The sequence below is a fragment of the Burkholderiales bacterium genome (assembly GCA_015075645.1).
Classification (GTDB): domain Bacteria; phylum Pseudomonadota; class Gammaproteobacteria; order Burkholderiales; family Casimicrobiaceae; genus VBCG01.
This window is the reverse complement of record JABTUF010000004.1, coordinates 107,429-133,326: the sequence shown is the minus strand read 5'-3', so window position 1 is coordinate 133,326 and position 25,898 is coordinate 107,429. Positions and strand designations below refer to the sequence as shown.

At 70.9% G+C, this 25,898-nt stretch carries 24 protein-coding genes and 1 pseudogene; 2 read left to right on the top strand and 23 right to left on the bottom strand.

The features are described from left to right. Window positions 1-332: 332 nt before the first annotated feature. Window positions 333-2,501: a beta-galactosidase gene (locus HS109_10985; protein ID MBE7522893.1), complete on the top strand. Its 2,169-nt coding sequence runs from the start codon at window positions 333-335 to the stop codon at window positions 2,499-2,501. A 275-nt stretch (window positions 2,502-2,776) separates the two neighbouring features. Here HS109_10985 and HS109_10980 read toward each other — a convergent pair whose 3' ends face one another. The 18 genes and pseudogenes from HS109_10980 to HS109_10895 all read right to left on the bottom strand — a co-directional run bounded on the left by HS109_10980 (window position 2,777) and on the right by HS109_10895 (window position 18,039). Next, window positions 2,777-4,003 carry an acyltransferase gene (locus tag HS109_10980; protein MBE7522892.1) on the bottom strand — a complete coding sequence of 409 codons (1,227 nt, stop codon included), beginning with the start codon at window positions 4,001-4,003 and terminating at the stop codon, window positions 2,777-2,779. After that, the gene (locus tag HS109_10975) at window positions 4,000-6,474 is read right to left on the bottom strand and encodes a hypothetical protein (protein MBE7522891.1); all 2,475 of its coding nucleotides are present in this window, start codon (window positions 6,472-6,474) and stop codon (window positions 4,000-4,002) included. Before HS109_10975 ends, HS109_10980 begins: the two co-directional genes overlap by 4 nt. 226 nt (window positions 6,475-6,700) lie before the next feature. Then, on the bottom strand, window positions 6,701-7,180 hold the full coding sequence (locus HS109_10970; GenBank protein MBE7522890.1) for a GNAT family N-acetyltransferase: 480 nt from the start codon (window positions 7,178-7,180) through the stop codon (window positions 6,701-6,703). Between the two features lie 8 nt (window positions 7,181-7,188). After that, window positions 7,189-7,392 carry a DUF3460 family protein gene (locus tag HS109_10965; GenBank protein ID MBE7522889.1) on the bottom strand — a complete coding sequence of 68 codons (204 nt, stop codon included), beginning with the start codon at window positions 7,390-7,392 and terminating at the stop codon, window positions 7,189-7,191. 62 nt (window positions 7,393-7,454) lie between these two features. Beyond that, complete coding sequence (locus tag HS109_10960) at window positions 7,455-7,667, bottom strand: type II toxin-antitoxin system HicB family antitoxin (protein MBE7522888.1); 213 nt, start codon at window positions 7,665-7,667, stop codon at window positions 7,455-7,457. A 19-nt stretch (window positions 7,668-7,686) separates the two neighbouring features. Continuing rightward, window positions 7,687-7,863 (bottom strand): annotated as a pseudogene (locus HS109_10955) (type II toxin-antitoxin system HicA family toxin). Between the two features lie 80 nt (window positions 7,864-7,943). After that, window positions 7,944-9,086: a class I SAM-dependent RNA methyltransferase gene (locus tag HS109_10950; protein ID MBE7522887.1), complete on the bottom strand. Its 1,143-nt coding sequence runs from the start codon at window positions 9,084-9,086 to the stop codon at window positions 7,944-7,946. A 4-nt stretch (window positions 9,087-9,090) separates the two neighbouring features. Continuing rightward, window positions 9,091-9,513 (bottom strand): CopD family protein, encoded by a 423-nt coding sequence (locus HS109_10945; GenBank protein ID MBE7522886.1) that lies wholly within the window; start codon window positions 9,511-9,513, stop codon window positions 9,091-9,093. Window positions 9,514-9,586: 73 nt separating this feature from the next. Beyond that, window positions 9,587-10,399 (bottom strand): ABC transporter permease, encoded by an 813-nt coding sequence (locus HS109_10940; GenBank protein ID MBE7522885.1) that lies wholly within the window; start codon window positions 10,397-10,399, stop codon window positions 9,587-9,589. After that, window positions 10,396-11,358, bottom strand: coding sequence for an ATP-binding cassette domain-containing protein (locus HS109_10935; GenBank protein ID MBE7522884.1), 963 nt, complete (start codon window positions 11,356-11,358; stop codon window positions 10,396-10,398). The genes HS109_10940 and HS109_10935 overlap by 4 nt, the downstream gene beginning before the upstream one ends. Next, the gene (locus tag HS109_10930) at window positions 11,358-12,002 is read right to left on the bottom strand and encodes an alpha/beta hydrolase (GenBank protein MBE7522883.1); all 645 of its coding nucleotides are present in this window, start codon (window positions 12,000-12,002) and stop codon (window positions 11,358-11,360) included. Before HS109_10930 ends, HS109_10935 begins: the two co-directional genes overlap by 1 nt. After that, window positions 11,999-12,307, bottom strand: coding sequence for a (2Fe-2S) ferredoxin domain-containing protein (locus HS109_10925; GenBank protein MBE7522882.1), 309 nt, complete (start codon window positions 12,305-12,307; stop codon window positions 11,999-12,001). Before HS109_10925 ends, HS109_10930 begins: the two co-directional genes overlap by 4 nt. 64 nt (window positions 12,308-12,371) lie before the next feature. Further along, on the bottom strand, window positions 12,372-13,496 hold the full coding sequence (locus HS109_10920) for a VanZ family protein (GenBank protein MBE7522881.1): 1,125 nt from the start codon (window positions 13,494-13,496) through the stop codon (window positions 12,372-12,374). Then, window positions 13,493-14,122 (bottom strand): GNAT family N-acetyltransferase, encoded by a 630-nt coding sequence (locus tag HS109_10915; protein ID MBE7522880.1) that lies wholly within the window; start codon window positions 14,120-14,122, stop codon window positions 13,493-13,495. The genes HS109_10920 and HS109_10915 overlap by 4 nt, the downstream gene beginning before the upstream one ends. Before the next feature lie 55 nt (window positions 14,123-14,177). Beyond that, window positions 14,178-15,260, bottom strand: coding sequence for a spermidine/putrescine ABC transporter substrate-binding protein (locus tag HS109_10910; protein ID MBE7522879.1), 1,083 nt, complete (start codon window positions 15,258-15,260; stop codon window positions 14,178-14,180). A 4-nt stretch (window positions 15,261-15,264) separates the two neighbouring features. Beyond that, the gene (locus HS109_10905; protein ID MBE7522878.1) at window positions 15,265-16,023 is read right to left on the bottom strand and encodes an ABC transporter permease; all 759 of its coding nucleotides are present in this window, start codon (window positions 16,021-16,023) and stop codon (window positions 15,265-15,267) included. 19 nt (window positions 16,024-16,042) lie between these two features. Beyond that, the gene (locus tag HS109_10900; GenBank protein ID MBE7522877.1) at window positions 16,043-16,942 is read right to left on the bottom strand and encodes an ABC transporter permease; all 900 of its coding nucleotides are present in this window, start codon (window positions 16,940-16,942) and stop codon (window positions 16,043-16,045) included. A gap of 11 nt (window positions 16,943-16,953) precedes the next feature. After that, window positions 16,954-18,039 (bottom strand): ABC transporter ATP-binding protein, encoded by a 1,086-nt coding sequence (locus HS109_10895; GenBank protein MBE7522876.1) that lies wholly within the window; start codon window positions 18,037-18,039, stop codon window positions 16,954-16,956. A gap of 187 nt (window positions 18,040-18,226) precedes the next feature. Between HS109_10895 and HS109_10890 the strand changes: the two genes are divergently transcribed. Next, window positions 18,227-18,967: a hypothetical protein gene (locus HS109_10890; protein ID MBE7522875.1), complete on the top strand. Its 741-nt coding sequence runs from the start codon at window positions 18,227-18,229 to the stop codon at window positions 18,965-18,967. 46 nt (window positions 18,968-19,013) lie between these two features. Here the strand turns inward: HS109_10890 and ubiB are convergent, their stop codons facing one another. From ubiB to HS109_10865, 5 genes are all read right to left on the bottom strand, one after another. Continuing rightward, window positions 19,014-20,558, bottom strand: coding sequence for a ubiquinone biosynthesis regulatory protein kinase UbiB (gene ubiB, locus HS109_10885; protein ID MBE7522874.1), 1,545 nt, complete (start codon window positions 20,556-20,558; stop codon window positions 19,014-19,016). A gap of 232 nt (window positions 20,559-20,790) precedes the next feature. After that, window positions 20,791-21,243: a cytochrome C gene (locus tag HS109_10880; GenBank protein ID MBE7522873.1), complete on the bottom strand. Its 453-nt coding sequence runs from the start codon at window positions 21,241-21,243 to the stop codon at window positions 20,791-20,793. 115 nt (window positions 21,244-21,358) lie between these two features. Continuing rightward, the gene (locus HS109_10875) at window positions 21,359-21,508 is read right to left on the bottom strand and encodes a hypothetical protein (protein ID MBE7522872.1); all 150 of its coding nucleotides are present in this window, start codon (window positions 21,506-21,508) and stop codon (window positions 21,359-21,361) included. A gap of 22 nt (window positions 21,509-21,530) precedes the next feature. Further along, window positions 21,531-22,355 carry a hypothetical protein gene (locus tag HS109_10870; protein MBE7522871.1) on the bottom strand — a complete coding sequence of 275 codons (825 nt, stop codon included), beginning with the start codon at window positions 22,353-22,355 and terminating at the stop codon, window positions 21,531-21,533. 341 nt (window positions 22,356-22,696) lie between these two features. Next, window positions 22,697-25,891, bottom strand: coding sequence for a hypothetical protein (locus tag HS109_10865; protein MBE7522870.1), 3,195 nt, complete (start codon window positions 25,889-25,891; stop codon window positions 22,697-22,699). Between the last annotated feature and the right edge of the window lie 7 nt (window positions 25,892-25,898).

Below are 25,898 nucleotides of genomic sequence, written 5' to 3'. Positions count from 1 at the left end.
GTCCTGCCGTACGGGCATCGGCGCCCGATCGCCCGGTTGACGTTCGCAAGGCTCGTGTTTCGGTGCGCCGTCGCAGGCGACACGTCTAACGTCGCCCCGCACGCGAATCGCGCCACTCCCACCGCAGCCCGCGCCAGGCGCGAATCGCCAGCCGTCGCGGGCTCGCGAGCTGCCACTTCGCCATCAGGTGGCCGGGCAGCCGCTCATCGGCCGATGGGTGCGCGCCGATCCGCGCCTTCGGCACCGGGTTGGCCCTTGGTAAGATCGCCGCGCCGCCGGGTCGCCGGACGACGTCTGCGGCACATGTCACGCGTGCGGCGAGGAGAGGGCGTATGCAGTCGGGAATGTCGGGGTTGATCGGCCGGCGTCTGCTGGCGGGTTTCCGGAGCCGGTGGATGCTCGCGACGCTGTCGCTCGTGGCCGGCATCGGCGGAATCGCCGCCCAACCCGTCGAAGTGGTCGAGTACTACGACGCGGACGTCGACCACTACTTCATGACCGCGGCGCCCGCCGAGATCGCGATCCTCGACGCGGGCGGCGTCGCGGGCTGGGCGCGCACCGGCGCGTCGTTCAAGGCCTACGTGACGCCCACGGCCGGCGCCAACCCGGTGTGCCGCTTCTACCTGCCGCCCGGGCACGGCAACTCGCACTTCTACTCCGCGTCGCCCGACGAGTGCGCGCTGGCGGCGGCGCTGTTCCCGGAGTTCATCCATGAATCGCCGAACGTGATGTACATGAGGCTGCCGGACACGACGACCGGCGCGTGTCCCGCGGGCACGCTCCCCGTCTATCGCGTCTGGAATCGGCGGCCGGACACGAACCACCGCTACACGACGGACCTGAAGGTGCGCGACCGGATGGTCGCCATGGGTTGGGTCGCGGAAGGCTACGGCCCTGGCGCGGTGATCATGTGCAGCGTCGATCCGGGCAAGGGCCGGTTGCTGGTGCGCGCTTGGAAGCCGGACGGTGCGCCGGCGACCCTGGGCGACTTCACGACCCTCGTCAGTCGCAGCGGGAACCTCGTCAACTACGGGAACTACGGCGTCTACCCGATGGGCAGGCTGCCGGCCTCGCCGCAGGCGGGCTTGGGCCCCGGCCCGGTCTTCGAGGGAGGGGTCGACTACATCGGCTTCGACGTGCCGGCAGCGGAGCCGTTCTACTTCACCGCCCTGTGGGAAGCGCCGGTGATCGGTGCGGCGTTCATGCGCGCGGACAACGGCGGGGCGGGGATCGTCGTGCAGCCGGGTCAGTCGCAGACGATCGAGATCCCGTATCACTTCGCGCTGTCGGAGTTCGAGCAGGCGAAGCGGTTGCTGCCCGCGGAGCCGCTCTCCGGAGGAGTGCAGGCGTTGCTCGCGCAGGCAGCGGCGGCCGTCGACGCCGCGAAGGCCGCGGCGACGCCGCAGGCGCGCGCGCAGGCGTCGTACACCGCGCTCTCGCTGGTCATGCCGCTCAAGGAGCGCATCGTCGTCGAGAACGCGAACCGCTCGATCGTGGCCCGCGGACGCCGTGCCGATTTCGATCTCAACTACGAGGGATTCGGGAGCTGGACGGAGGCCTCGAACGCCCTGACCTATGCGACCGCGAAGGACGCAGGCTTCCAGTCCGTCTACACGGCGATCGACTGGAAGATCGTCTCGCCCTCGCGCGGCACCTACGATTTCTCCTACCTCGACTACCAGATCGACCGCGCACGCGAGATGGGTTTCAAGGTGGCGCTGCAGGTCAACTGGGGGCTCGGCAGCCTGCCCGCCTGGACCTGGAGCCTCGGCTTCGACGAATTGAAGGCCCTGTACTACGACCAGGCACGCATGGTGGTGCAGCGGTACGGGTCGAAGGTCTCGGTCTACTACGCGTGCGGCGAAATGGAACTCGCCACGAAGGGGCTTTCGATGGAGCAGGCGGCCGAACTCGCGCGCCAGTCGCTCGCAGGCGCGCGCTCGGCCTCTCCCGGCACGCCGTTCGGCATCTACATGAGCGCGTCGGCGTACGTGGGGTACCAGATGAACGTCCCGCCCTCGCCCGAGCATTTCTCGGGCACCGACCTGCTCGCCTACCTCCGCTGGAACGCGATCGACTTCGACTTCGTCGGGCTCCAGATGCAGTACGGCACGATCTTCGCGCCGATCGACCTCCAGCGCTTCCAGGAGGTGCTGCAGCAGACCCACGACATCGTGAAGGTGCCGATCGTCCTCGGCGAGACCGGCTTCAGTTCGCGGACGGAGGACTACGGCATCCCCGCGCAGACCGGCTGGCACGGCGGCTTCACGCAGCAGGCCCAGTACGAGTGGGCGGACGGCACGCTGCGCGCGCTCTACGCGCTGCCCTTCGTGCGAGGTTACTACTGGGTGCACGTCGATCCGGACGACTACGGTCGTGACGACCCCTTTCTCTCGTTTCTCACGGGAACCGGCCTCGTGCGTGCCGACGGACAGGTCAAGAAGGTGCGCAGCGCGTTCAAGGACTTCACGAGCTGGGTGAACGGCCTGCCGCTCCAGTGACGGTTGCGCGCCCGCCTTCCTGGTGGGTCGGGCTTCAGCCCGACAAGCGAAGCGCCTGTGGGTCGGGCTTCAGCCCGACAAGCGAAGCGCCTGTGGGTCGGGCTTCAGCCCGACAAGCGAAGCACCTGTGGGTCGGGCTTCAGCCCGACAAGCGAAGCGCCTGTGGGTCGGGCTTCAGCCCGACGGGGTTGGTGCCGATGCGCGGGAACGGCGTCGGCCTGAAGGCCGACCTACAGCATCGGAACCCGTCGGCCTGAAGGCCGACCCACGAGGCATCAGCGAAGCGAGGCACCGCCCGCCGCCGCCGCGAGCAGCGCGAGCGCCCACCCGACGACGATCAGGATCGGTCGTCGCATCCAGTTCACGCCGTCGTCGACGCGCGCGGGCCAGCGCGCCCGGTCGAGGAACACGCGCTCGACCGCGTAGTAGGAGGCCGCGCTGATCGCGAGCGCGAGCGGAAGGACCACCGCGACCATCGCCGCGAAGTCGTGCAGCGACGCGTCGCCGCGGTGCGGGACGAGCCGGTGGTCGACCACGAACTCGATCACCGAGAAGTGCCACAGGTAGAGGCTGTAGCTCACCGTGCCGATCCACGCCGCGAGGCGATTGCCGAAGACGGCGGCGCCGATGCGCGACGCGCCGGGCATGGCCAGCGCGTAGAGCATCGTCGCGATGGCGAGCGAGAGCCCGAGCATGCGCGCGAAAGTCCGCGCGTCGTTCGTCCACCACATGATGTCGTAGCGGCCGCACAGGTAGCCGATGGCGAAAAGCGCGAGCGCGCCCGCGACGAAGAGCGCGTCGGCGGCGGCGGCCGGCATGCCGGAGGAACGCCTCGCCCACGCCGCGGCTGCCATCCCGCTCGCGAACTCGATGGCGCGAAACGGCGTCCAGGCGAGGAGCCATTCGAGCGCGGGCAGGGCGATCACCGCGCGATGGACGGCGAGCGTGACGGCGAGCGCGAGCGCCACCAGCAGCCACGTGCGGCCTCCGGACAAGAGCCACGCGCCGAGCGGGAACACGAGGTAGAAGTGCCACTCGATCGGCAGCGACCAGAACACGCCGCTGATCGTGCTCACGTAGGCCGGCACGGCGTTGTGGGTCATCGCGAGATGCAGCGCGACGTCGGGGAGTTCGGGTGGCGTCCAGCGGCCGACGCGGAGCCAGGCGAGCGGCAGCAGGATCGAGAGACAGGCGAGGTACGCCGGGAAAACTCGCAGCACGCGGCGGCCCAGGAAGCGACCGTACGCGCGCGCGCCGAGCCAGGGGAACATCGCGCGGTCGCGCTCATGCTCGACCTGCCACTGGAGGACGAAGCCCGACAGCACGAAGAAGACATCGACGCCGAGCCAGCCCGAGGCCAGCAACGGATCGAGGCGCCATGCGCCTGCCCCGCCCAGCACCGGACGGCCGGTCGCGATCCACGCGTGGTATCCGACGACCCAGAGGGCGGCCAGCGCGCGGACCCCCGTAAGCGCGGGGACGTCGGCGCGCCGGAGCGTCACGGATTCGCCCCGGGTTTCCCGGCGCGTGCCTGACCGCTGTGGTAGGCGTCGCGCGCAGGGTAGAGCAGCACGCGGTCGACGCGCGCGGTCGCGACATCGGGCGCGTAGTCGAGGTCGATCCGGAACTGACTCGCGATCGCGTCGCCCCACGCCTTCGGCCAGGAGAGCGCCACGCGCTCGCTTCCTTGCGACCGGCCGATCTCGGTCCAGCGATCGCCCTGCTCGAGCCGGGCATGAACGGCGATCGAACGCGGCTTCGGTCCTGCGAACGCGCGCACTATCGCCAGATCGAGCCGGTTCGGCCGGAGCACCTGGTCGGGCGGCGAGACGAGTTCGACGACGCCGCGGTCGGGCGCGACGCCGATGTAGCCCTCGCCTTCCGAGAGCGTGCCGCGCGAGGTGGTCCAGCCGTCGTCACTCGCGAATCCGGCCGCGCCGAAGGTCCACAGGCGCGAACCGCGCGGCAGGTCGGCGCGCGCGACCATCGAGTCCTTCATCGCGCGCTCGGAATCGGTGTTGCGGAACGCGGTGTAGGGCACGAAATCCGGATCGTTCTCGAACAACCCGTTCGAGCCGTTCCACGCCATCAGCGCGATCTGGCGGCCGTCGTAGTTCGCGATGCTGCGGAACATCCGGTACGACGCCTCGTAGTCGGGCTTGCGCCTGGGCATCTTGAGGTCGGTCGCGTTGGACTCGACGATCGCCCAGCCGTCGTCGTAGCGCGCGATGTTGCTGTAGACGCCGCGGCCGTTCGCCATGCCGTGGCGGTCCTGCGCCGAGAGCCCGTACATGAGCGTGCCGAGATGGCCGTGGCGCGGCACCGAGCCCTCGATCGACACGCCGGCGGAATCGTAGTCCGGCGTCCAGCCGCGCAGTTTGATCGACACCGGGCGCAGGCCCGGGTCGGGCGCGGTGAACGCCTGCGCGGTGAAGATGCGATCGGCGGGAATGCCCATCGCGTACACCCAGTCCGCGAGTTCGACGTAGTGCAGGTGCACGACGTGCTTGCGGAAGGCGTCCCACTCCAGGTACCACGGGTCGAGCCAGAACGGCGTCTCGCCCTCGGGCACCTTCAGGCTGTTGACGCCGACGAGTTCGCGCGGCGGCTCGACCTCGTCCCACGACGTCCACGATTTGCGCGCGAGCGCGTTCACCTGCGCGAGCGTCAGCGAACCGGGGCGGCGGAACGAGCGGAGGTCGGGCACGCCCGGGCCGCCGCGACCGGCGTACGGACCGGTGCCCCGCAGCCACTCGCGGAACTGCCGCAGCATGCCCGGGTTGTAGTCGAACCGGTAGCCACCGCCGAGGAACGGATTCATGTAGGTGTCGGCGTCGAGCGTGACGCCGACGAGGAGGTCCGGGTGCTCGCGGTAGAACGCCGCGAGCCGCTTTGCCGCGGCCTGCAGGTTGCGCTTCTTGTACGCGCGGATCTTCGGGGCGTAGACGTGGTAGGTGAGCGAGCGGCCGAGCTGCGGGCCGGGGAGCGAGCCGGGCACGTCCTTCATCAGGTCGTCGGGATGCTCCTTGTCGTGCTGGTCCCACTGGACGTTGGCGCGGTCCTGCTCGAGATGATCGTTGAGGTCCCACGCGGGCGAATCGCAGGACGCGTCGCCCCAGATGCCGCCGTTCAGGATCACGTTCACCGGCAGGCGCTTCGCCACCGCGTAGCGCAGCACGCCGTCGAGCGAATCGTCGGCGATGCGCCGGTCGCCGCACTTCGGGCCGTCGATCGGAAAGTCGGGATCGAACACCCAGTCGTGCTGAGCGCCCTTGGTCGTGCGCATGTAGAGCACCGGCACGCTCATGCCGACTTTCTGCGTGCGCGACTGGTAGGCGACGTACTGCTCGGCGATCTCGTCCGCGCCGCCGAGCGCGACACCGGAGGTCATCATCAGGAAATAGAACCGGCGGGCGGCGAGTTCCGGACGCTCGTCGAGGAGCGCGCTCCACTGCGTCATCGCCGCGGGGGGAATGAGGCTCCTGCGCGCGATGACCGCTTCGCGACCGTCCTTGCCGATCGCGACGACCGTCACGTTGTGCCGCATCGGCGCGAGGTCGCCGAAGTCGCCTTCGAACGTGAAGCCGCCGTTCGGATTGTCGGGGAAGCCCGGCTTCTCCTTCGCGACATCCTCGCGCGGCAGGCCGATCCGCGCCTGGTAGGTGCGCTCGTCGACGCGCACCTCGACCCGCGCGATGCCGTCCTTCGCGAGCGCCCAGCCTGCGAGCGCGAGTTTGGTGCCGACGATCGCCTCGTCGGCGGGCGTGTCGAGCCAGCCCTCCGGCGCGCTCGGCTGCGCGACGGCGGGCGCGGGAACGGGGGCTGCCGGGGCGGCGGCAGGTGTCACCGCCGCGGGCGTGGGCTCGGGTGCGCGCAGCCGGCCGTATTTCTGGATCGCGTAGAACTCGACCGCCACCAGCGCGGCGATCGCGCCGAGGATGCCGATGAACCAGCGCGGCAGCTTCGGCGTCATCGCGCGGAACGCCCGGAGCAGCCACGCGGGCGGACGCCCACGGATGCTGGCCGGATCCTGGGATTCGGGCGAAGACATGGTCGAGAGGGCATGCGGCGCGACGATCGGCGTTCGACCGGCCTGGCGGATCCGGGTTCGCGGCCCCGCAGGCCCCGCGCGGCATTGTATCGGCCGCATGGGTCGGGACCGGCATCAGGGAGAGTCCCGGGCAGCCTTGCGTCGGAGATCACGCGATCTTCTTGGTCATGACGATGCACTCGAAGCTCTCGCCCCCTCCGAGCGCATGCCGCGCGCGCGTCTCGGCGCGCCACCCGAGCGATTCGTAGAACGCCGCCGCGTTGAGCGACGCATCGAGGAGAAGGGCGGAGCGGCCATGGGCGCGCGCCGCGTCCTCGATCGCGCCCATCAGCGCGCGTCCGACGCCCTGCCGGACGAAATCGGGATCGACGTAGCACGCGCGCACGATCCCGGCATGCGGATCGAGTTCGGCGAAGCCGGCGAGGCGGCCATCGTCGTCCTCGGCGACGACGAGGACGTGCGTGGCGATCGAGGCGGCGAAGGAGACCGGAGACGTCCGGCTGGACCAGGCGTCGACGGTCCCGGGATCGTAGTGCGCGGAAGCGACCTCCCGGATCGCGCGCGTGTGGATCGCCCAGATCGCCGCCGCATCGGCGGGGACGGCGCGACGGATGCGCCAGGGGCGCATCGGAGACGCTATCGCGTCTGGCTGAAGTAGACGTACGCCGGCTGGGGCACGCTGCCCTGATCCATCCTGCGGCGTTCGGCCAGATCGCGCGGCAGCTTGTCCCACCAGATCGCGCGACCCTTGCGCTGCTCGTCGACGACGTTAGGCTTCTGCTCGAGCACCTCGCGGATGAACTGCGTGTGCTCGGAAACGTAGTGGCGGGCGGGGAGCATTCCCATGGCAGGGCGGGCAAGGGCTTTCGGAACCGCAATTCTAGCGTAGGCGGAGGCTGCGGCTACGCGTCGACCTCCACGACTTCGGCGGACGAGGCCGGAACCGGAACGTCTTCGCCCTCCGCGCGCAGGCCCCCGACATGAAACGCGATGGCGTCGCGAATGAGTTCGAGCACCGCTTCGCGGCTCTCTGCGGCAGCGACGCAGCCGGGAACATCGGGCACGTGCGCGCCCCAGGATGCCGGTCCCTTTTCGACGACGACGAGATAGCGCATGGTCAATCCTTTCGCAGGAGCCCGCTTGCTTCAACGCGCTCTTCAGCGGTCCGATCGGAACGTCCGCACTCGACTTGCCGGACACGGTGACCCTGCCGGGCTCGACCGGGTGTCGATTCTGACGGTGACGGCCTCGCAAGCGGACCAGGTTCCACCCGTCCAGCTTCAGGCGGTCGACGAGCTCCCTCACTTTCATCGACGGGAGCGTGCAGGAGCCCGTCCCGATTTCGCGATGGTACCAACGGACGATGCCGGACGCGACGGCGCGCGGCCGGCTCAACGCTCGAGTTTGCCCGCGACGATCCGGTAGGCGTAGAGCCGGCACTCGATCGCGCCGTTCCACAGCGGTGTGCGCCGCTCGGCCTTGAGGCCGAACTTCTTCGGGAGGTTGGCATCCCCCGAGAACAGGAACGCCGACCAGCCGGCGAATCGGGCCTTGAGCGCGTCGCCGAACTTCGGGTACATCGCGGCCACGCGCTCCTGGTCCTCGAGCCGGATGCCGTAGGGCGGATTGGTGACGATGACACCGGAAGGTGCCGGGGCAGGCCGCGTGAGCGCGTCGGCCTGCTCGATCGCGAGATGGCCGTCGAGTTGCGCGAGCGACGCGTTCGCGCGCGTCTTCGCGACCGCCGCGGGCAGGCGGTCGCTCGCGTGGATCGTCGGGCGCTCCGGGGGCGGCTTCACGCGGTCCCGCGCGCGCTGCTTCATGCGCTGCCAGGTCGGGCCGTCGAACCACGCGAGCTTCTGGAAGCCGAACGTGCGCGTGAGTCCGGGGGCGCGATCGGCCGCGATCGCCGCGGCCTCGATCGCGATCGTGCCGCTGCCGCACATCGGGTCGAGGAACGCGAGGTCCGGCGTCCAGCCCGACAGCGCGATGAGCCCGGCCGCCAGGTTCTCGCGCAGCGGGGCTTCCTCGGTGTCGCGCCGCCAGCCGCGCTTGAAGAGCGGCTCGCCCGAGGTGTCGAGGTAGAACGTCGCCTCGCGCTCGGTGAGGTAGGCGTGCACGCGGACCTCCGCAGCACGCTTGTCGACCGACGGGCGCTTGCCTTGTTCGTCGCGGAAGCGGTCGCAGACCGCGTCCTTCACGGTGAGCGTGGCGAACTCCAGGCTTCGGAGCGGCGAGCGCGTGGCCGCGACGTCGACGCGGATCGTGCGGTCGACGCGGAAGTGCTTCGGCCATGCGATCGAGCGGGCGAGCGCATTCAGTTCCCGCTCGTCGCGGCAGGCCCCGCCGCCGACCTTCCACAGCACGCGGCTCGCGAGGCGCGATTCGAGGTTCGCGCGGCAGGCGAACTCGAGCGCGCCGGCGAAGCCGACGCCGCCGTCGACCGGAGCGACCGAGGCGGCCCCGAGACGCTCGAGTTCCGCGCCGAGCGCGGCCTCGAGCCCGCGCGGGCAGGGCGCGAAGAAGGCTTCCACGCGGTCAGAACGGCTTCAGGACGACGAGGAACACCACGGCGACGAGGATCGGCAGCGCGGGAATCTCGTTCAGCCAGCGGTAGAACACGTGCCCGTGCCGGTTGCGGTCCTGCGCGAACGCGCGGACGAGGCGGCCGAGGTAGACGTGGAACGCGACGAGCAGCACGACGAGCGCGAGCTTCGCGTGCAGCCATCCGCCCGAGATCCCGTAGCCGAGCCACAGCCACGACCCGAACCCGATCGCCAGCACGGCGGAGGGCGTCATGATGCCGCGGTAGAGCTTCCGCTCCATCACCTTGAAGCGCTCGCTGCCGACGCGGTCGTCGGGCGCGCATTGGGCGTGGTAGACGAAGAGCCGCGGCAGGTAGAAGAGCCCCGCGTACCACGCGACGACGAAGACGATGTGCAGCGCCTTGACCGTCAGCATCGCGGCCTCCCCGTGCAATCTCGTCCGGCGCAGCGAAGTGCCGGACCCATGACGGACGCCCCGGGCGCGGCGGTCACTTGAGGAGCCTGCGCCGGGTGAGAACGAGCGCCAGCCAGTACGCGGCGGCGGCGTAGGTCGCCAGCACGGCGAGGTGCAGCGCGACGGCGTCGGGCACGCGCCCGAGCATCAGCGGGCGGGCGAGGTCGATCGCGTGCTTGAGCGGCAGGACGTTCGCCGCGGCCGCGAGGGCGCCCGGCATCTGGTCGACCGGGAAGTACACGCCCGACAGCAGCAGCATCGGCGTGATCACGAGGGTGAAGAAGTAGGTGAAGAAGTCGTAGTTGGGGGCGAGCGCGGTCATCGTGAGGCCGAACGCGCCGAACACGAGGCCGACGAGGAAGCCGAGCGGCAGGATGAAGGCCGCGAACCACGTGTGCCCGAATCCGAGCGCCAGGACCACCGCGAGGATGGCGGCGGTCGACATCACGGCCTTGGTGCCGGCCCAGATCCACTCGGCGAACACCACGTCGTCGAGCGAGATCGGCGCATTGATGATGCCCTCCCAGGTGCGCTGCACGTGCATCCGCGAGAACGCCGAATACATGCCCTCGAACGACGCGGTGAACATGGCGCTCTGGCAGACCATCCCGGTGCCGATGAACGCGACGTAGGGCATCCCGCCGACCTCGCCGACGAGCGCGCCCAGGCCGTAGCCGAGCGCGAGCATGTAGAACAGCGGGTCGGCGATGTTGCCGAGCACGCTCGCGAGCGCGAGCTTGCGCCAGACGAGCAGGTTGCGCCGCCACACCGGCACGAAGCGCAGCGAGAACGACGGCGGCGCGGCCAGGTGGGCGGGGAGGCCGAGGGAGATCGCCCGCACCGTCAGTCCCGCAGCTCGCGGCCGGTGAGCTTGATGAACAGGTCCTCGAGGTTCGCGGGCCGGTGCAGGTAGCGCACGCCGCCGCGCGTCGCGAGGTCGGAGACGAGCGCCTGCGCGTCCATCGCATAGCAGAACGCGGTCTCGCCCGCGATCTCGAGGCGTTTCGCGAGCTTGCGTCCCCGCGCATCGGCCCAGGCCCGTGCGCCGTCGCCGTAGACCTCGACCACCTCGGGCTCGACGTGCTCGGCGATCAGCGCGCGCGGCGCGTCGCAGGCGATCATGCGCCCGTGGTCGATGACGGCGAGCCGGGTCGCGAGCCGCGCGGCCTCGTCCATGAAATGCGTCGTGAGCAGGATCGTCTTGCCCTGCGTCAGCAACTGGCGCAGGCCGTCCCAGATCAGGTGGCGGGCCTGCGGATCGAGTCCGGTCGTCGGCTCGTCGAGGATGAGGAGTTCGGGATCGTTGACGAGCGCGCGCGCGAGCGTCAGGCGCCGCTTCATGCCGCCCGAGAGCGTGCGGATGGGGGCGTGCGCCTTCGCGGCGAGCCCGGCGAATTCCAGGAGCCGCGGCAGGCGGCGCTCCAGCGTGGTCCGGTCGATCGCGAAGTAGCGTCCGTAGACGAGGAGGTTCTCGGTGACCGTGAAGTCGGGATCGAGGTTGTCCATCTGCGGCACGACGCCCACGCGCACGCGCGCCGCTCGCGCGGCCTTCGGCACCGGCTCGCCGCACAGCTCGATCGTGCCGCCGTCGGGCTCGATGAGTCCGAGGCAGCAGCGCAGCGTCGTGGTCTTCCCCGCGCCGTTGGGCCCGAGGAGTCCGAAGCACTCGCCGCGACGGATCTGGAACGACAGGCCGCGCACGACCTCGTTGCCGCCGTAGCGCTTGACGAGTCCGTCGACCGCGAGCACGCGATCGCGCCGGCCCGCCGCGAGTCCGGGCAGCACCCGATCGACGATCGACGCCATCATTCGCCTCCGCCCGCGCGCGCGCGATGCCACATGCCGACGATCGTGTCGCGCAACTGCGGCAGGCGTCCGTGGAAGAAATGCGAACAGCCGGGGAAGACGACGATCGGCAGCGCCTGCGGGCGCGCCCAGTCGAGCACGTCGGCGAGCGGCACCACCTCGTCGGACTCGCCGTGGACGACGATCGTGTCGGCGGGAACCGGCTCGACGGCGAAGCGCTTCACCGCGGGCCCGACCAGCACGAGGCGCTCGGCGTCGACGCGTTTCGCGACGCGCGTCTGCACGTAGGAGCCGAACGAGAACCCGGCGAGCGCGACCGGCGAGTGCGCGCCGAACCGCTGCCGCGCCCATCCGAGTGCCGCGAGCGCGTCGTCGGTCTCGCCGATGCCGCCGTCGAAGCGGCCCTCGGAGGCGCCCACGCCGCGGAAGTTGAAACGCACGGCGACGTAGCCCAGCGCGTGGAACGCCTTCGCGAGCGTCTGCGCCACCTTGTTGTCGAGCGTGCCGCCCTGCTCGGGGTGCGGATGCGCGACGAGAGCGATGCCCCGGCGCACGGACGACGGCGCGTTCGCGACGATCTCCAGCGCGCCGGCGGGGCCGTCGGCGACGACGCGCTCGGTCGCGGCGGCGAATCCCGACGTCAAATGCGCAGCCTCTCGACGATCTCGCCGCCGACGAGGTGGCGGTCGACGATTTCGTCGATGTCGTCGCGGTCGACGTAGGTGTACCAGACGCCTTCCGGGTACACCACGAGGCAGGGCCCCTCCTCGCATCGATCGAGGCAGCCCGCGCGGTTGATCCTGACCTTGCCCGGGCCGGAGAGCGAGAGCGACTTCACGCGGTCCTTCGCGTACTTCTGCAGCGCGGCCGCGCCGGCGCTCGCGCAGCACTTCTCCGGCGCGTCGCGCTGGTTGAGGCAGAAGAAGACGTGGCGCTGGTAGTAGCTCATCGGCGGTGCAGGCCCGGGCAAACGAACATTGTAGCCGCGGGACGGGCGGTCCCGGAGGCGGCGTTCAGTCCGAATCCCCGGGCGCGCCCCAGGCCGGGCGGCCCGACAGCGCGAAGAGCCAGCCCGCGGCCGCGACGGGCCACAGCAGCAGCACCGTGTGCGTCAGGCCGTTGAAGTTGAGCAGGTGGCCGTAGCGCCACGAGAACAGCGTCAGCGGGGCCCGGGCATCGAGGACGTCCGAGGCGAGCACCGGCGTCAGAAGCGAGGTCAGCAGCGCGACGCCGCAGAGCGCGATCATCGCCGGCCGCGGCAGCGCGATCGCGGCGAGCAGCGCGAGCGCGCCCGCGGCGGCTCCGATCGACACGCCGGGCCGCAGCCACCCTTCCCACGCCGCGGGTTTGAGCAGGAGCAGGGCGGCGACGCCCTTCAGGAGCAGCGCGGTGCCGATCAGGAGCAGCACCGCCACGCCGGCGTGTCGCCTGTGGCGAAGGAGGAGCGTCAGGAACAGCCCGACGCCGAGGAGCTGGAACGCGCTCTCCGCGGCCTCGATGACGATGGACGCGGAGTCGGATCCGGGCACCTCCGCGACGAGCCGCTCCGTCGCCGGGTCGAACGTGATCGCGAACAGCGGAATCGCGGGATTGAGCTGCGCCGCGAGCCACAACGCGAGCAGCGCGAGGCCGATGTCGCCCAGCGCGCCCCGCAGGAACAGCCCGCGCCGCCACGCGGTGAGGCGCGCGCGGGCGTCGGGCCGTCGCGCGAGCGCTGCGGCGACCGCCGCGCCGGCGAGCGCGCCCAGCGTGTTGGACGCGAGGTCGATGACGTTCGCGTCGCGCGGCGGGATCCACGCCTGCAGCGACTCCATCGCGAAGGACAGCGCGAGGCCCGCCATCGCGCCGAGCGCGATCCGCCGCGCCGGCGATGCGCGCCTCGGAATCAAGGCGACGAAGGCGCCGAGCGGCAGGTACGCGATGAAGTTCGCGATGACGTCGTAGCGCGGCCAGCGCAGGCGCCCGGGCGAGAACAGCCAGAACGGAGCGTCGGGGGGCGGCGCCAGCACGTCGCCGAACGGCTGCAGGCTCGCATAGACGATCGCGAGCGCGTAGATCCCGGCGAGCGCGTGCGGGAGGAGCGACCGGGGCCGGCCGTGGACCGCGCCGGACGCGTCCCATCCCGCCGGATCGTTCATGGCTCCACGGCGGGCGCGGGGGCCGTCAGCCACTTGCGCACGACGGTGAGATCCGCGGTCTCGCCGATCGGGAGAAAACCGCGCGACGCGAAGAGCGACGAAGGGCCGTGGTAGTGGTCGCCGGCCTTCGTACTGTCGCCCGCCTTGAACGGGAACGCGTCGACGAGCGCGATGCCGCGTTCGCGCAGGTCGGCGAGCGCGCCGTCGAGGAGCGCGCCGGCGACGCCGCGCCGCCGCCACGCCGGCGCGATCACGAAGCAGACGATGACCGCGGCGTCCTGCGGCGGCACGTCGATCGGCGTCGGCGCGACGTTCAGGCGCTCGAAGCAGTGCGGCAGCTTGTGCCGGGGCGCGGCGTGGAGCCAGCCGACGGTCTCGCCGCCGGATCGCGCGAGGTAGCCTTCCGCTTCACCCGCGTCGATCGAGGCGGACACCGCGATCCGATTCTGCCCGGCGGTGAACGCGGTCCAGTCGAGCGCGCGCGGGACGCGGTAGAACTGGCAGTAGCAGCGCGCCCACTCGGGGTTGTCCGAGAACGCCGGCCCGCGCTCGTGATCGAAGAACGCGAGATAATCCTCGCGCGCGGCCGGCGACAGGCGGACGACGGAGATGCCGGTGCTCGGCATTCCGTCATCTTAACCTCCGCCGCCGGGCACGCACCCGGCATCGGGGACGCGACGTCTACCGCGCGGCCTTGATCTCGGTCCAGAGCTTGTTGCGCAGGCGCCGCTGGGCCGGCGTGAGGTCCTGCAACTGCTCGAGTTTCGCGGCGACGTCCTTCGGCGGGAACACCGCCGGCAGCGCCTTCAGTTCCGGCTTGATGTACTTCGCCGCGTCGAGGTTCGGGTTGCCCGACCCGATCAGGTTGGTGAGTTCGGCGGAGTTGCGGCCGTCGAGCATGAAGTCGATGAACCGGTGCGCGAGGTCGGGGCGCGGCGCGTTCTTGTGGATCACCATGTTGTCGACGGCGAGGACCGCTCCCTCCTTCGGCATCCCCTGCAGGATGCGGAACTTGCGGCCCGCGGCCTGCGCGTCGAGGTCGGCCTGGAAGATGTCGTTGCTGTAGCCGTGGACGAGCCAGATGTTGCCGACCGTGAGTTCCTTGATGTACGACGACGCGTTGAACGCGGCCCAGTAGGGCTTCGCCTTCTTGATGACGTCGGCCGCCTCGCGCCAGTGCTTCTCGTTCGTGTCGTTGGCCGAGTAGCCGAGGTACTTGAGCGCGGCCGCGAAGAGCTCCGCCGGGCTGTCGAGCACCGTGACGCGGCCCTTGACCTTCGCGAGGTATTTCGGGTCGAAGATCACCGCCCAGGTGTCGGTCGGAAGCCCCAGCTCCTTCATCTTCTGGTCGTTGTACCCGATGATCGTCGTCGACATCGCGTAGGGCACCGAGTACTTGTTGCCCGGATCGAACCGGGTGTCGAGGTAGACGCGGTCGACGTTTTTCAGATTCGGGAGCTTCGAGAGGTCGATCGGCTGGAGCTGGCCGCCCCGGATGAGCGCCTGGACCGTGCCGCCGGTCGGCACCATCACGTCGTAGCCCTTCGCGCCCGCCGCGAGCTTCGCGAGCAGCTCCTCGTTGTCCGAGTAGTAGGTCTGGACCACCTCGCACTTGCACTCGGCCTCGAAGCGCTTGACCGTCTCCGGCGCGATGTAGTTGTTCCAGTTGTACAGATGGAGCTGGTCGGCGGCGCCGGCCGGCGCGGCCGCGACGAGGGAGGCGAGGGCCGCCGCGAGGGCGGAAGCGAGTAGGCGAGAAGTCATGGCGTCAGTCCGATTCGGTGCGAAGGAGGCTGGGGGAGAGGCGTGCGGCCACCACGATCAGCACGAGCGTCAGGAGCATCAGCAGCGTCGACACGGCGTTGACCTCGGGGGTGACCGCGATCTTGATCATCGAGTAGATCTGGAGCGGAAGGGTAACCGTACCGGCGCCGGCCGTGAAGAAGGTGATGACGAAGTCGTCGATCGACAGCGTGAAGGCCATCAGCGCGCCCGCGATCACGCCGGGCATGATCAGCGGCAGCGTGACGCGCCGGAACGCCTGCCAGGGCGTCGCGCCGCAGTCCCGCGCGGCCTCGACGAGGCTCTCGTCCATGCCGGCGAGGCGTGCCCGGACGACGATCGCCACGAACCCGATGCAGAACGCGATGTGCGCGATGGCCACGGACACCAACCCCAGCGTGAAGTTCAGCATCACGAAGAAGATCAGGAGCGCGACGCCCATCAGGATCTCCGGGATCGCGATCGGCGTCAGCACCAGGACCGGGAGCAGCCTCAGGCGGTAGCGATGCATCGCGACGCCCGCCATCGTGCCCAGCGCGGTCGACACGACGCTCGCGGCCAGCGCGATGGCGAGCGAGTTCACGGCCGCGGTGATCATCTCCTCGTTCTGCGCGAGCTTGCGGTACCAGTCGAACGTGAACCCCACCCACTCCGCGTTGAGCCGCGAGTCGTTGAACGAGTACGCGACGACGATCGCGAGCGGCAGGTACAGGAACAGGTAGGCGACGATCGCCGCCGCCCACAACGCGATGCGCGTGCCGCTTCTACGCACGGGACGATCCCCTGCCGCCGCGACGTCCGACCCAGGCGGCGAGCCCGGCGAGCCCGAGCGCCGCGGCCGTCAGCACGATCGACAGCACGCTGCCGAACGGCCAGTCCCGCGATTCGAGGAACTGCTGCTTGATCAGGTTGCCGATCAGGCTGTCGTTCGGCCCGCCGAGGATGTCGGGAATCGCGAAGATGCCGAGCGCGGGGATGAACACGAGCGCCGCGCCCGCGTAGACGCCCGGCAGCGACAGCGGGAAGGTGATCCGCCAGAACCGCTGCCAGCCGCTGGCGCCGAGGTCCTGCGCCGCGTCGAGCAGCGCGCGGTCGTGCTTCTCGAGGTTCGCGTAGAGCGGGAGCACCATGAACGGCAGGTGCACGTAGACGAGGCACACGAGCACCGCGAACGCGCTGAACAAGAGCGGGACCGGCTCGGCGCCGAACAGGGCCAGCACCGCGTTCACGCCCCGGGCGAGCGCCGCGTTGGGCCCGAGGATGATCATCCAGGCGTAGATGCGGATGAGGAAGTTGCTCCAGAACGGCAGGATCACGAGCAGCAGCAGGAGGTCGCGGTACTTCCTCGGGCTCTGCGCGATGAGCGTCGCGAGCGGATAGGCGAGCAGCAGGCAGGCGATCGTCGTGACGAGCGCGTAGGCGACCGACTTCAGGAACACCTCGAGGTAGACGGTGCTCTCGGCGAGTCGCGCGTAGCTTTCGAGATTGAGGTCGAGCCGTCCGTCCGCGCCGACGAGCGGCGCGAGGCCGCCGAAGTCGCCGGGCGTGCGGAACGACGCCGCGAGCATGATGAGCGTCGGGATCGCGAAGAAGAAGAGCAGGTAGGCGAGCGGCGGGCCGCTCACCGCCCACTTGCCCCAGTCGACGCGTCCGCGCGCGGCCATCGCTCGAGCGCTCAACCGGCGATGAAGTGGCCGGCGTCGACCGCCCAGCTCATCTCGACCGCGTCGCCCACCTCGAAGAACTTCGCGCGCCCGCTCTGCGAGTTCGCGAGCAGCGCCTCCACGCGCGCGCCGCCCGGCGTCTCCACCTTGTAGACGGTGACATCGCCCATGTACAGGAGGTCGGCGACGCTGCCCCGGACGTGGTTGTCCGGCGTGCCTTCCGGCGCCCGCGCGACGATGCGGATCTTCTCCGGCCGCAGCGCGACCGTGCCCTGCGCCGGAGCGCTCGTGCCCTCCGGCGCGGACGTGCGGACCACGCCGATCCCGGGCACGTCGAGCGACAGGACGCCGTTCTCGTGCGCCACGACCGGGCCGGACAGCAGGTTGCATTGGCCGATGAAGTCGGCGACGAAGCGCGTCGCGGGCGAGCCGTAGATGCGCGACGGCTCGTCGAGCTGCTCGACCCGGCCGCGGTTCATCACCGCGATGCGGTGCGACAGCGCAAGGGCCTCGGTCTGGTCGTGCGTCACGTAGACGAACGTGATGCCGACCTCCTTCTGCAGGTTGATGAGCTCGATCTGCATCTCCTCGCGGAGCTTCGCGTCGAGCGCGGCGAGCGGTTCGTCGAGCAGCAGCACGCGCGGGTGGGTCACGAGCGCGCGCGCGATCGCGACCCGCTGGCGCTGCCCGCCGGAGAGTTCGTGCGGCATGCGCTTGCCGAAGCCGGTGAGCCGCACGTCCTCGAGCGCCTCGGCGATCTTGCCGGGAATCGCGGAGGGCGGTGTCCGCGCCATCTGCAACGGGAACGCGATGTTGCCCTCGACGGTCATGTGCGGGAACAGCGCGTAGCTCTGGAACACGGTCCTGACCGGGCGCCGTTCGGGGGGGTCGGCCGCGAGGTCCTTCCCGTCGAGCAGGATCCGGCCTTCGTCCGGGAGGTCGAATCCGGCGATCATGCGCAACAGCGTCGTCTTGCCGCAGCCGGAGGGCCCGAGCAGCGTGAAGAACTCCCCGGCCTCGATCGCGAGGCCGACGCGGTCGACCGCCGTGAACGCGCCGAAGCGGCGCGTGACCCCCTGGATGTCGAGCAGCGCCACGGGCGCGAGCCTCCGGACCGGCTGGGAAGAACGGTGCGCGGATTGTAAGGCATGGCGCAGTGCATCATCCGGCGAGACGCCCGGCACGTCCCTTGCATGGTCCGGCGGGTCGGCCGTTCGAGGCGCGGGAGCGCCCTGTCCGAACGGCCGAGATCGGGGCGTCGGCCCTTGTGATACCTTCGAGACGATGTCGACGAACAAGACTTCGGGGTCGCTCCTCGAGACGCTCCGGGCCCAGTCCGATGCCGTCCGGGGGCAGGGAGAAGCCGCCCGGCGCCCGCTCGAGGAGTCGATCCGCGAGATCGACCGCCGTCTGTGGCGCGCCTTCAAGTGGCTGGACGAGGCGGTCGCGCACCTCGAGGTGATCAAGCCGGTCGTCGCGCACGAGTTCCGCGCCGACGACCTCGTGACCATCGCCTCGCCCAGGTTCGACAGCGGGTTCCTGTCGTTCCGGCGCAAGTCCCTCGGGGTCTCCGAGGTGATCGAGCAGATCGAGTTCTTCTACAAGCTCGCCGGCGACAAGCCGATCGTGCTCAAGGTCGCGCCGGCCGCGGTGGCCTCGACCGAGAGCCGGCTGAACGCCTGCCAGCTCCGCTTCAAGTACCGAACCGAGGTCGACCCGCTGCGGCAGGGCGTGTTCACGGTCGAGCCGATGGTGGTCGCGATGGTGCGCTTCGTGCCCGACTACAGGCGGCAGACCGTCGAGGTCACGATGCGCAACGTCGACCGGTTCGAGGCGGTGACGCTCGAGTTCTCGGCCGGAGCCCTCGAGGAGCCCGCGCTGGAAGACATGGTGCGCCTCATCATGGGCGAGGCGAACACGTTCCTGCGGCGCGCGCCGCTCGCCGGGATCGGCGCCGCCCGCCGGACACCGGACGTCGCCGGCCCGGAGGTCTACCGGATCGAGAAGACCGTCCGGCCCCGGTAGTGCGGGTGTCCGGCGGGGGCCGGGCATCCCGTCGAAAGACGCGGCGTCAGGTGCGCCGCACGAAGAGCTCGACCACCACCAGCACGAGGAGCGCCGCGACGATCGCGAGCCAGCGGTTGCGCGCGCGCTGCGCTTCGGCGAGAACCTTGAGCACCTCGTCGGAGGCCGCGGGCGGGCCGGAGAGCCTGCGGTGGATGAGGCGCGGCAGTTCGGGGAGCGTGGCGATCAGGTAGGGCGCCTCGGTTTCCAGACGGCGCGCGAGCGCGCGCGGCCCGATCTGGTCCTCCATCCAGCGTTCGAGGAACGGCATCGCCGTCGTCCACAGGTCGAGTCCGGGGTCGAGCTGGCGGCCGAGCCCCTCGACGTTGAGCAGCGTCTTCTGCAGCAGCGTGAGCTGCGGCTGGATCTCGACGTTGAAGCGCCGCGACGCGCGGAAGAGCTGCAGCAGCACCTTGCCGAGCGAGATCTCGGAGAGCGGCCGGTCGAAGATCGGCTCGCAGACCACGCGGATCTCCGCTTCGAGTTCGTCGACGCGCGTGCCCGGGGGCACCCAGCCCGACTCGACGTGCGCGGTGGCGACGCGCCGGTAGTCGCGCCGGAAGAACGCGAGGAAGTTCACCGCGAGGTAACGCTTGTCGGTCTCGGAGAGCGTGCCGACGATCCCGAAGTCGAGCGCGACGTACTTGCCGTGGTTCGCCGCATCGGTCGCCACGAAGATGTTGCCCGGGTGCATGTCCGCGTGGAAGAAGCCGTCGCGGAACACCTGCGTGAAGAAAATCTCGACGCCCGCGCGCGACAGCCGCTTCAGGTCGACGTTCGCCTGCTTGAGCTCGTCGATCCGGCCGATCGGGATGCCCGCCATCCGCTCCATCACGAGCACTTCCGGCTCGGTGTAGTCCCAGTGGACCTCGGGGATCAGCAGCAGCGGCGAGTGGCGGAAGTTGCGTCGCAGGAGCGAGCCGTTCGCGGCCTCGCGCGTGAGGTCGAGTTCGTCGCGGATGGTCTTCTCGAACTCGGCGACCACCTCGCGCGGCTTGAGGCGCTTGCCGTCGGACCACAGGCGCTCGACCAGGACCGCGCCGGTGTGCATCAGGCCGAGATCCTTCTCGATGACGCTGCGGATCTCGGGGCGCAGCACCTTCACCGCCACCGGCGTCGGCGCGCCCCCGTCCTTCGGGGGAAGCTCGGCGAAATGCACCTGTGCGACCGACGCGCTCGCCACGGGCTCGCGCTCGAACGACACGAACACGCTGTCGACCGGTCGGCCGTACACGCGCTCGAGCGTCGCGACCACCTGCTCGCTCGGAAACGGCGGCACGCGATCCTGCAGCGTCGCGAGTTCGTCCGCGATGTCGGGCGGCAGGATGTCGCGCCGCGTCGACAGCACCTGCCCGAACTTGACGAAGATCGGGCCCAGGTCGACGAGCGCGGCGCGCAGCCGCTCCGCGCGCGGCTGCGAGAGATCGCGCCAGAACAGCACGCCGTTGACGAACGGCCGCAGGCCGCGGACGCGCTCGTGCCCGAGCAGGAACTCGTCCAGGCCGTGCCTGAGCGCGACCTGGACGATTCGCGCCAGGCGCAGGATGCGCAGCATCCCGCGATTCTAAGCGGGCAGGTGTCGGTTGACAGTTGTCGGTTGACAGTACTGCCGGTGTCACCGGTGGCGGCGCATCGAGCGCCGGGTTCGGGGGTCGAGGACCGGAGGACAGAAGATGGATGCTGCAGGCCGGCTTACAGCACGAATCGCGGCCGGCGCCTGCGCTTCGCGCGGACCCGGAGGCCGGAGCGTCGCGAACGCGCCTTCGGCTTCGATGACCTGGCAGTCATTGCGGCGGCGCGGGGAAGGCGACGACCGGTCCGCGCGCCGACTGGCCGGGCGGCAGGTTCGCCGGCGCAGGCTCGCCGGCGACGCCGAGCGAGCGGGCGTAGCGGTACACGGCGCGGAGGTCGTCGTCGCTCATCGCGCGAAGCGAAGGGGTGGACATCGGCGGCAGGAATTCGCGCGTCCGCGCCATGGCGAGCCATGACGTCTCGTCGAGCGAGGCGAAGGTGCGCCGCAGGTTCGGCGCGTAGGTCGTGCCCCAGGGCCCCTGCCAGCCGAGCGCGTCGCCGGTGAGCCACGCCTGCTCGGGCGTCTTGCCTCCGTTCATCGCGAAGCCCGGCGTGTGGCAGTCGTTGCAGCCCGCGATCGAGATCACGTAGCGCCCGCGCGCGACGCCGTCCGCAGGCCCCGCTGCGTCGGCGGTCGCGATCAGACTCGTCGCATCGGACGCCACGGTGTCGTCGCGGCCGAGCGAGAGTAGGAACGGCGCGAGCACGGCCGTGGCGCCGAGGGCGCCGAACGCCGTGGCCGCGACCCATTTCGAAACGGTGTTCATCCTGGTCTCCTCTTCAGGCGATCGGCTTCATCGCGACCGCGACGATCTCGGCGACGCGCGGGTCGATGGTCGACGCCGCGACGCCGATGGCGAGCGCGCACAGCGCGATGATCACGGCCGCGCAGGTCAGGCTGGCGCGGCAGCATGGGGGGTTCGCTTGCATGTCGTGTCTCCAGAGGGTCGGTCTACGCCGCGAGCGCCTCGATCGTGGGCAGGAACGCGGCGTCGCCGAGTTCGCGCAGCACGAGGCGCGCGAGCTCGCTGTCGGTGCGCGGCGCCATGCCGCGCGGGAAGGCGCGCAGGAATCGCGCGAGCGGTGCATGGCCGAGGCGCGCGTGCGCATGCACCGCGTCACGCGTCGCCTCGATGCGCTCGACGACGGCGCGCACGTCGGGGTCGGCCAGCGCGTACGACGGCGGCAGCACGGCACCGACGACTTCCGCGAGATGCGCCTGGCTCGCGAGCGCGTCCGGGTCGCCTTCCGCCAACGTCACCACGCGGGCATACGCCGCGAACGCGTTCGCGATCCAGCGCCGCGGAAACCGCGTTCCCGAGGCGCGGGCGAGCGCCCCCGCGTAGGTGTCGATGGCGAAGGTGTGCGCGACCGGCGTGAGGTCGAGCGGACCGGCAGCGCGTCCCATCGCCTTCCGCAGCAGCAGCCGCGAGCGCTGCGGCAGGCGGTCGTCGAGCATCCGGGCGAGTTCGTTCCACCCGGCGCACGGCTCCGAGGCGATCCACAGCGTGGACTCCGGCCGGAGCGCATGCGAATCGGCGGCGCAGGGGCCGTCGACCACGAGCACGCGTACCGGGACGACGGCGCCGATCCGCCGTTCGAGCACCTCGCGCGCCATCTGGACCGCGAATGCGATCGCGCCGGCGGCGGACCTGGCCTCGGGCTTGTGGCGGACCGCGAACGGCAGCCAGGGCATCGAAACCGGTTCGCCCGTCCGGCCGACGATCGGCAGGGACGTGAGGTGCGATCCGGAGCGGAGGTCAGCGGGCGTTTGCATGGTGTTCCTCATCTTCGTGGCATCGATTGGACGAGGCGCATGTTGCTATGCAGCATCTGGCGCATGACTCACGGTTCGCCCGGCCGGGGCTTCCGATCGTGGAGTGGTCACTTAACCAATTGAAAAACAGGGACATGGCCGCGCGGATCGCCCGAGCGCCCGGGCTCGAGGTCGGCCCGCCGATGGGGCTTCGGATCGACTGACGGATGACTGACCGGAGGCTGGCGGCCGTCTCCCGGCCTCGATTCCTCCGAAGGCCGACGGGGACGATCGCCTGGCAGTTCCCCGATGGCCGGGACCCTGGGGCGCCCGCGCGCCGGCGCCGGCCGGGGAGACGGGCGTCAGGCGGTCGAGAGCGTGCGCCGGACCGCCTCGGTCTCGGGCGCAGGCGTGCGCCCGAGGACGATCGACAGGAGTTCGCGGCAGCGGCGGTAGGTGAGGAGGGCGCCCGCGGCGTCGCCCAGTTCGCGCTGGCAGACCATCAGCCGGCGGTAGACCGCCTCGGCCAGGTTGTCGCGTTCGAGCGCGGCTTCGTAGAGCGCGCGCGCCGCGTGGAAATCACCGCGGGCCTCGTGCTCGCCGGCCTCGGCGATGACCGCGCGCAGCAGGCGGGCCTTCAGGCGATCGCGTTCCCGCGCGGCCCAGGGCACCGCGCCCTCGTCGGCGAGGAAGTCGCCGCGCGCGAGCGCGAGTGCCCGTGCGACCGGCACCGGCGATTCGTCGAGTATCTGTTCGAGCGCCCGCGCGTCGACCCAGGCGAGCCCGGGGTCGAGCGTGAGCTTGCCCTCGGACAGCACGAGCACGCCTTCGACGCCGCAGAGCTTGCGCAGCCGGTAGAGCGCGCTGTCGAACGACGCCTTCGCGTCGTCGCCCTCCGCGTCGGGCCAGAGGAGCGCGGTCAGCATCGCCGCATCGACGCGTCGGCCGCCGTGGGCGACGACCGCCTTCAGCAATTCGAGCGGTTTCTTCTGCGCTTTCCCCTTCGAGACGACCGGTTCGCCGTCACGGCGGAGTTCGAACGCGCCGAGCGTGCGGATCGCGAGCGGCCACGGCCAGTCGATCGTGTCGGGCGAAGGCGCGGCGAGCTTCCGCGCCCGGGCGAGCGCGCGCGCGTACTCCGGCTCGATGCCCTCACGGAGCGCGAACGCGACGACCTTCGCGACGTCGCCGGGCGGCTGGCGGATGAAGCCGTGGAAGCCCGCCTCGCGGCAGGCGCGGAAGAGCGGCGCCACGATCGCGCGCAACGCGTCGTCGCGGCCGTCGCGCTGCGCGAAGATCGCGCGGGCGAACTCGCGATGGTGGCGGAAGCTGCGGGCGTCGACCGGGGCCGCCATCGCGATGGCGTCGTCGTAGGCGGCGATCGCGCCTTCGCGGTCGTCGACGGCGACCAGCGCGTGCGCGCCGAGCGCCATCAGGTGCGGCAGTTGCATCGACGGCATGCCCGCCTCGCGTCCGGCCGCGACCGCCTCGCGCGACGCGGCGGCGGCCTCGCGCGCGCGGCCGGAGATGAGGTGCACGCCGGCCTCCTGGTGGCGGAAGTACGCGACGTCCATCCGGCGCGCGGGCCGGAGCGCGGTCCGCAGGCGATCGAGCGCCGCCTGGGCGCCGGGCACGTCGCGCGCGGCGGACGCCGCGCTCACGTCGGCGTGGTAGATCTCGAACAGCACCGAGGCGAGGCCGTGCTCGCGCGCGATCGCCTCGGCCTCGGCCATGCGCTTGCGCGCCTTCGCGTACTGGCGCGTGATCTGTTCGTGGAACGCGAGATGCACGAGGAACCACACGCGGTTGAGCGGCGTGGCCTGCGGATCGTCGAGCCAGGGCAGCGCGAGCGCGATCAGCGCGTCGGCGGATTCGCCCTTGGTCGCCCAGTTGCCGTAGTTGAACAGCACCGAGGCCGCGGACAGCCGCAGGTTGACCGGCGTGGCGGCGATCTCGCGGCTCGCGAGCAGCGCGGCGACCGCCTGCGCGTGTCGCGCGAGTTCGGGATGGTTCGGCTGGCGGAACAGGACCGCGAGCAGCAGGCTCGCGCGCACGCGGAGTTCCTCGGCCGCGTCGCGCAGCACCGGCGGGCCCGCGAGCCCGCGCTCGATCACTTCGATCCAGCGGTCGAGCGGCGCGAAGTCCGCCCACTCGTGGTAGTGGCAGTCGATCGACGCGGCGGCCGCGAGCATCGCGTGGCGCGTGTCGCCCGCGTCCGCGAAGGCGTCGTGCGCGCGGGCGAAGAGCGCCTTCGCGCGCGCCGGGTCGCCGTAGGCGCAGGTGGTGGCGAGCGCGTAGACGAGTTCGGGCTCGCGCTCGCGCTCGGACTCCGGCAGCGCCTCGATCCATTCGCGCAGCGTCTCGTGCCTCCCTTCTCCGATCAGGCGGGTCGCGACTTGGCACGCGAGCGAGGCGAGTTCCTTCCACGATCCGGCGTCGCGATACAACGCCGCGGCCGCCTCGACGTCGCCGCGCTCGGCGAGCGTCCTCGCCGCGCGCGCCAGCGCGGCGCGCCGCTCGACCGGATCGAGCCGCTTGCGTCCCTCGGCGAGCAGGAACTCGCGGAACAGCGCGTGGAAGTGGTAGCTCGTGCGATCTCCCGCGCGCCGCCGGTCGACGAACATGTGGCGGCGGTACAGGTGCTCCAGCAGGCGCAGCGCATCGGGGTTGCCGGACAGCGCCTGCGCCTCGTCGGCGGTGACCGACGGCAGGAACGCGCACAGCATCAGCGTCTGGCGATTCTCGGGGCGCGCGCGCGCGAAGATCTCGCCGGTGAAGAACGCGAACACCGCCTCGCGGCTGTCGTCGAGGGCGGAGGTGCTGCGCAGCGCGCCCGCGTCGGCGAGCGACAGGCGCTTCATCGACTCGCGCATCAGCACGAGCCCCGCCGCCCAGCCGTCGCTCGCGCGGTGGATGGCCTCGACGATCGCCGGCGACTCGCCGACCTTGCCGACCACCGCGGCGGCCTCGTCCTCGGTGAAGCGCAGCGACTCCCAGCCGAGCGACACCATCGCCTGCGTCGCGACGAGCCGGCTCATCTCGGGCGGCGGGTCGACGCGCGACAGGAAGATCAGGTTGATGCCGGCGGGGATCTCGGCGAGCGCTTCGATGAACGCCGCGCGCCACTCCTGGCTGCCGGCGGCCTCGTGGAAGTTGTCGACGACGAAGAGCGAGCCGGGGGGAAACAGCGCGAAGAACTCGCGCAGGAACCGCCGCGTGAACGCCGCGAGTTCGTTCGCGTACCCCGGGTTCCAGCGCGGCAGCGAGGATGCCTTGCGCGCGGCCTTGCCGCCGATCGACGCCGCCGCCACAGCGAGGTAGTGGAAGAAGGTCGGCGGATCGGCGTCCCCTGCGTCGGCCTGGAACCAGAGTCCGGGCGTGCGCCGCACCTCGACGTAGCTCGCGACGAGCGTCGTCTTGCCCGCGCCCGGCGGACCGGCGATGAAGATGACCGGGTGCGCGCGCGCGTCGTCGATCAGGCGGAACAGGCGCTCGCGCTTGACGACCGCGTACAGGCGCGGCCGGCTGAACTTCGCGAGCGTGGGAGCAGGAGCCATCGTGCGG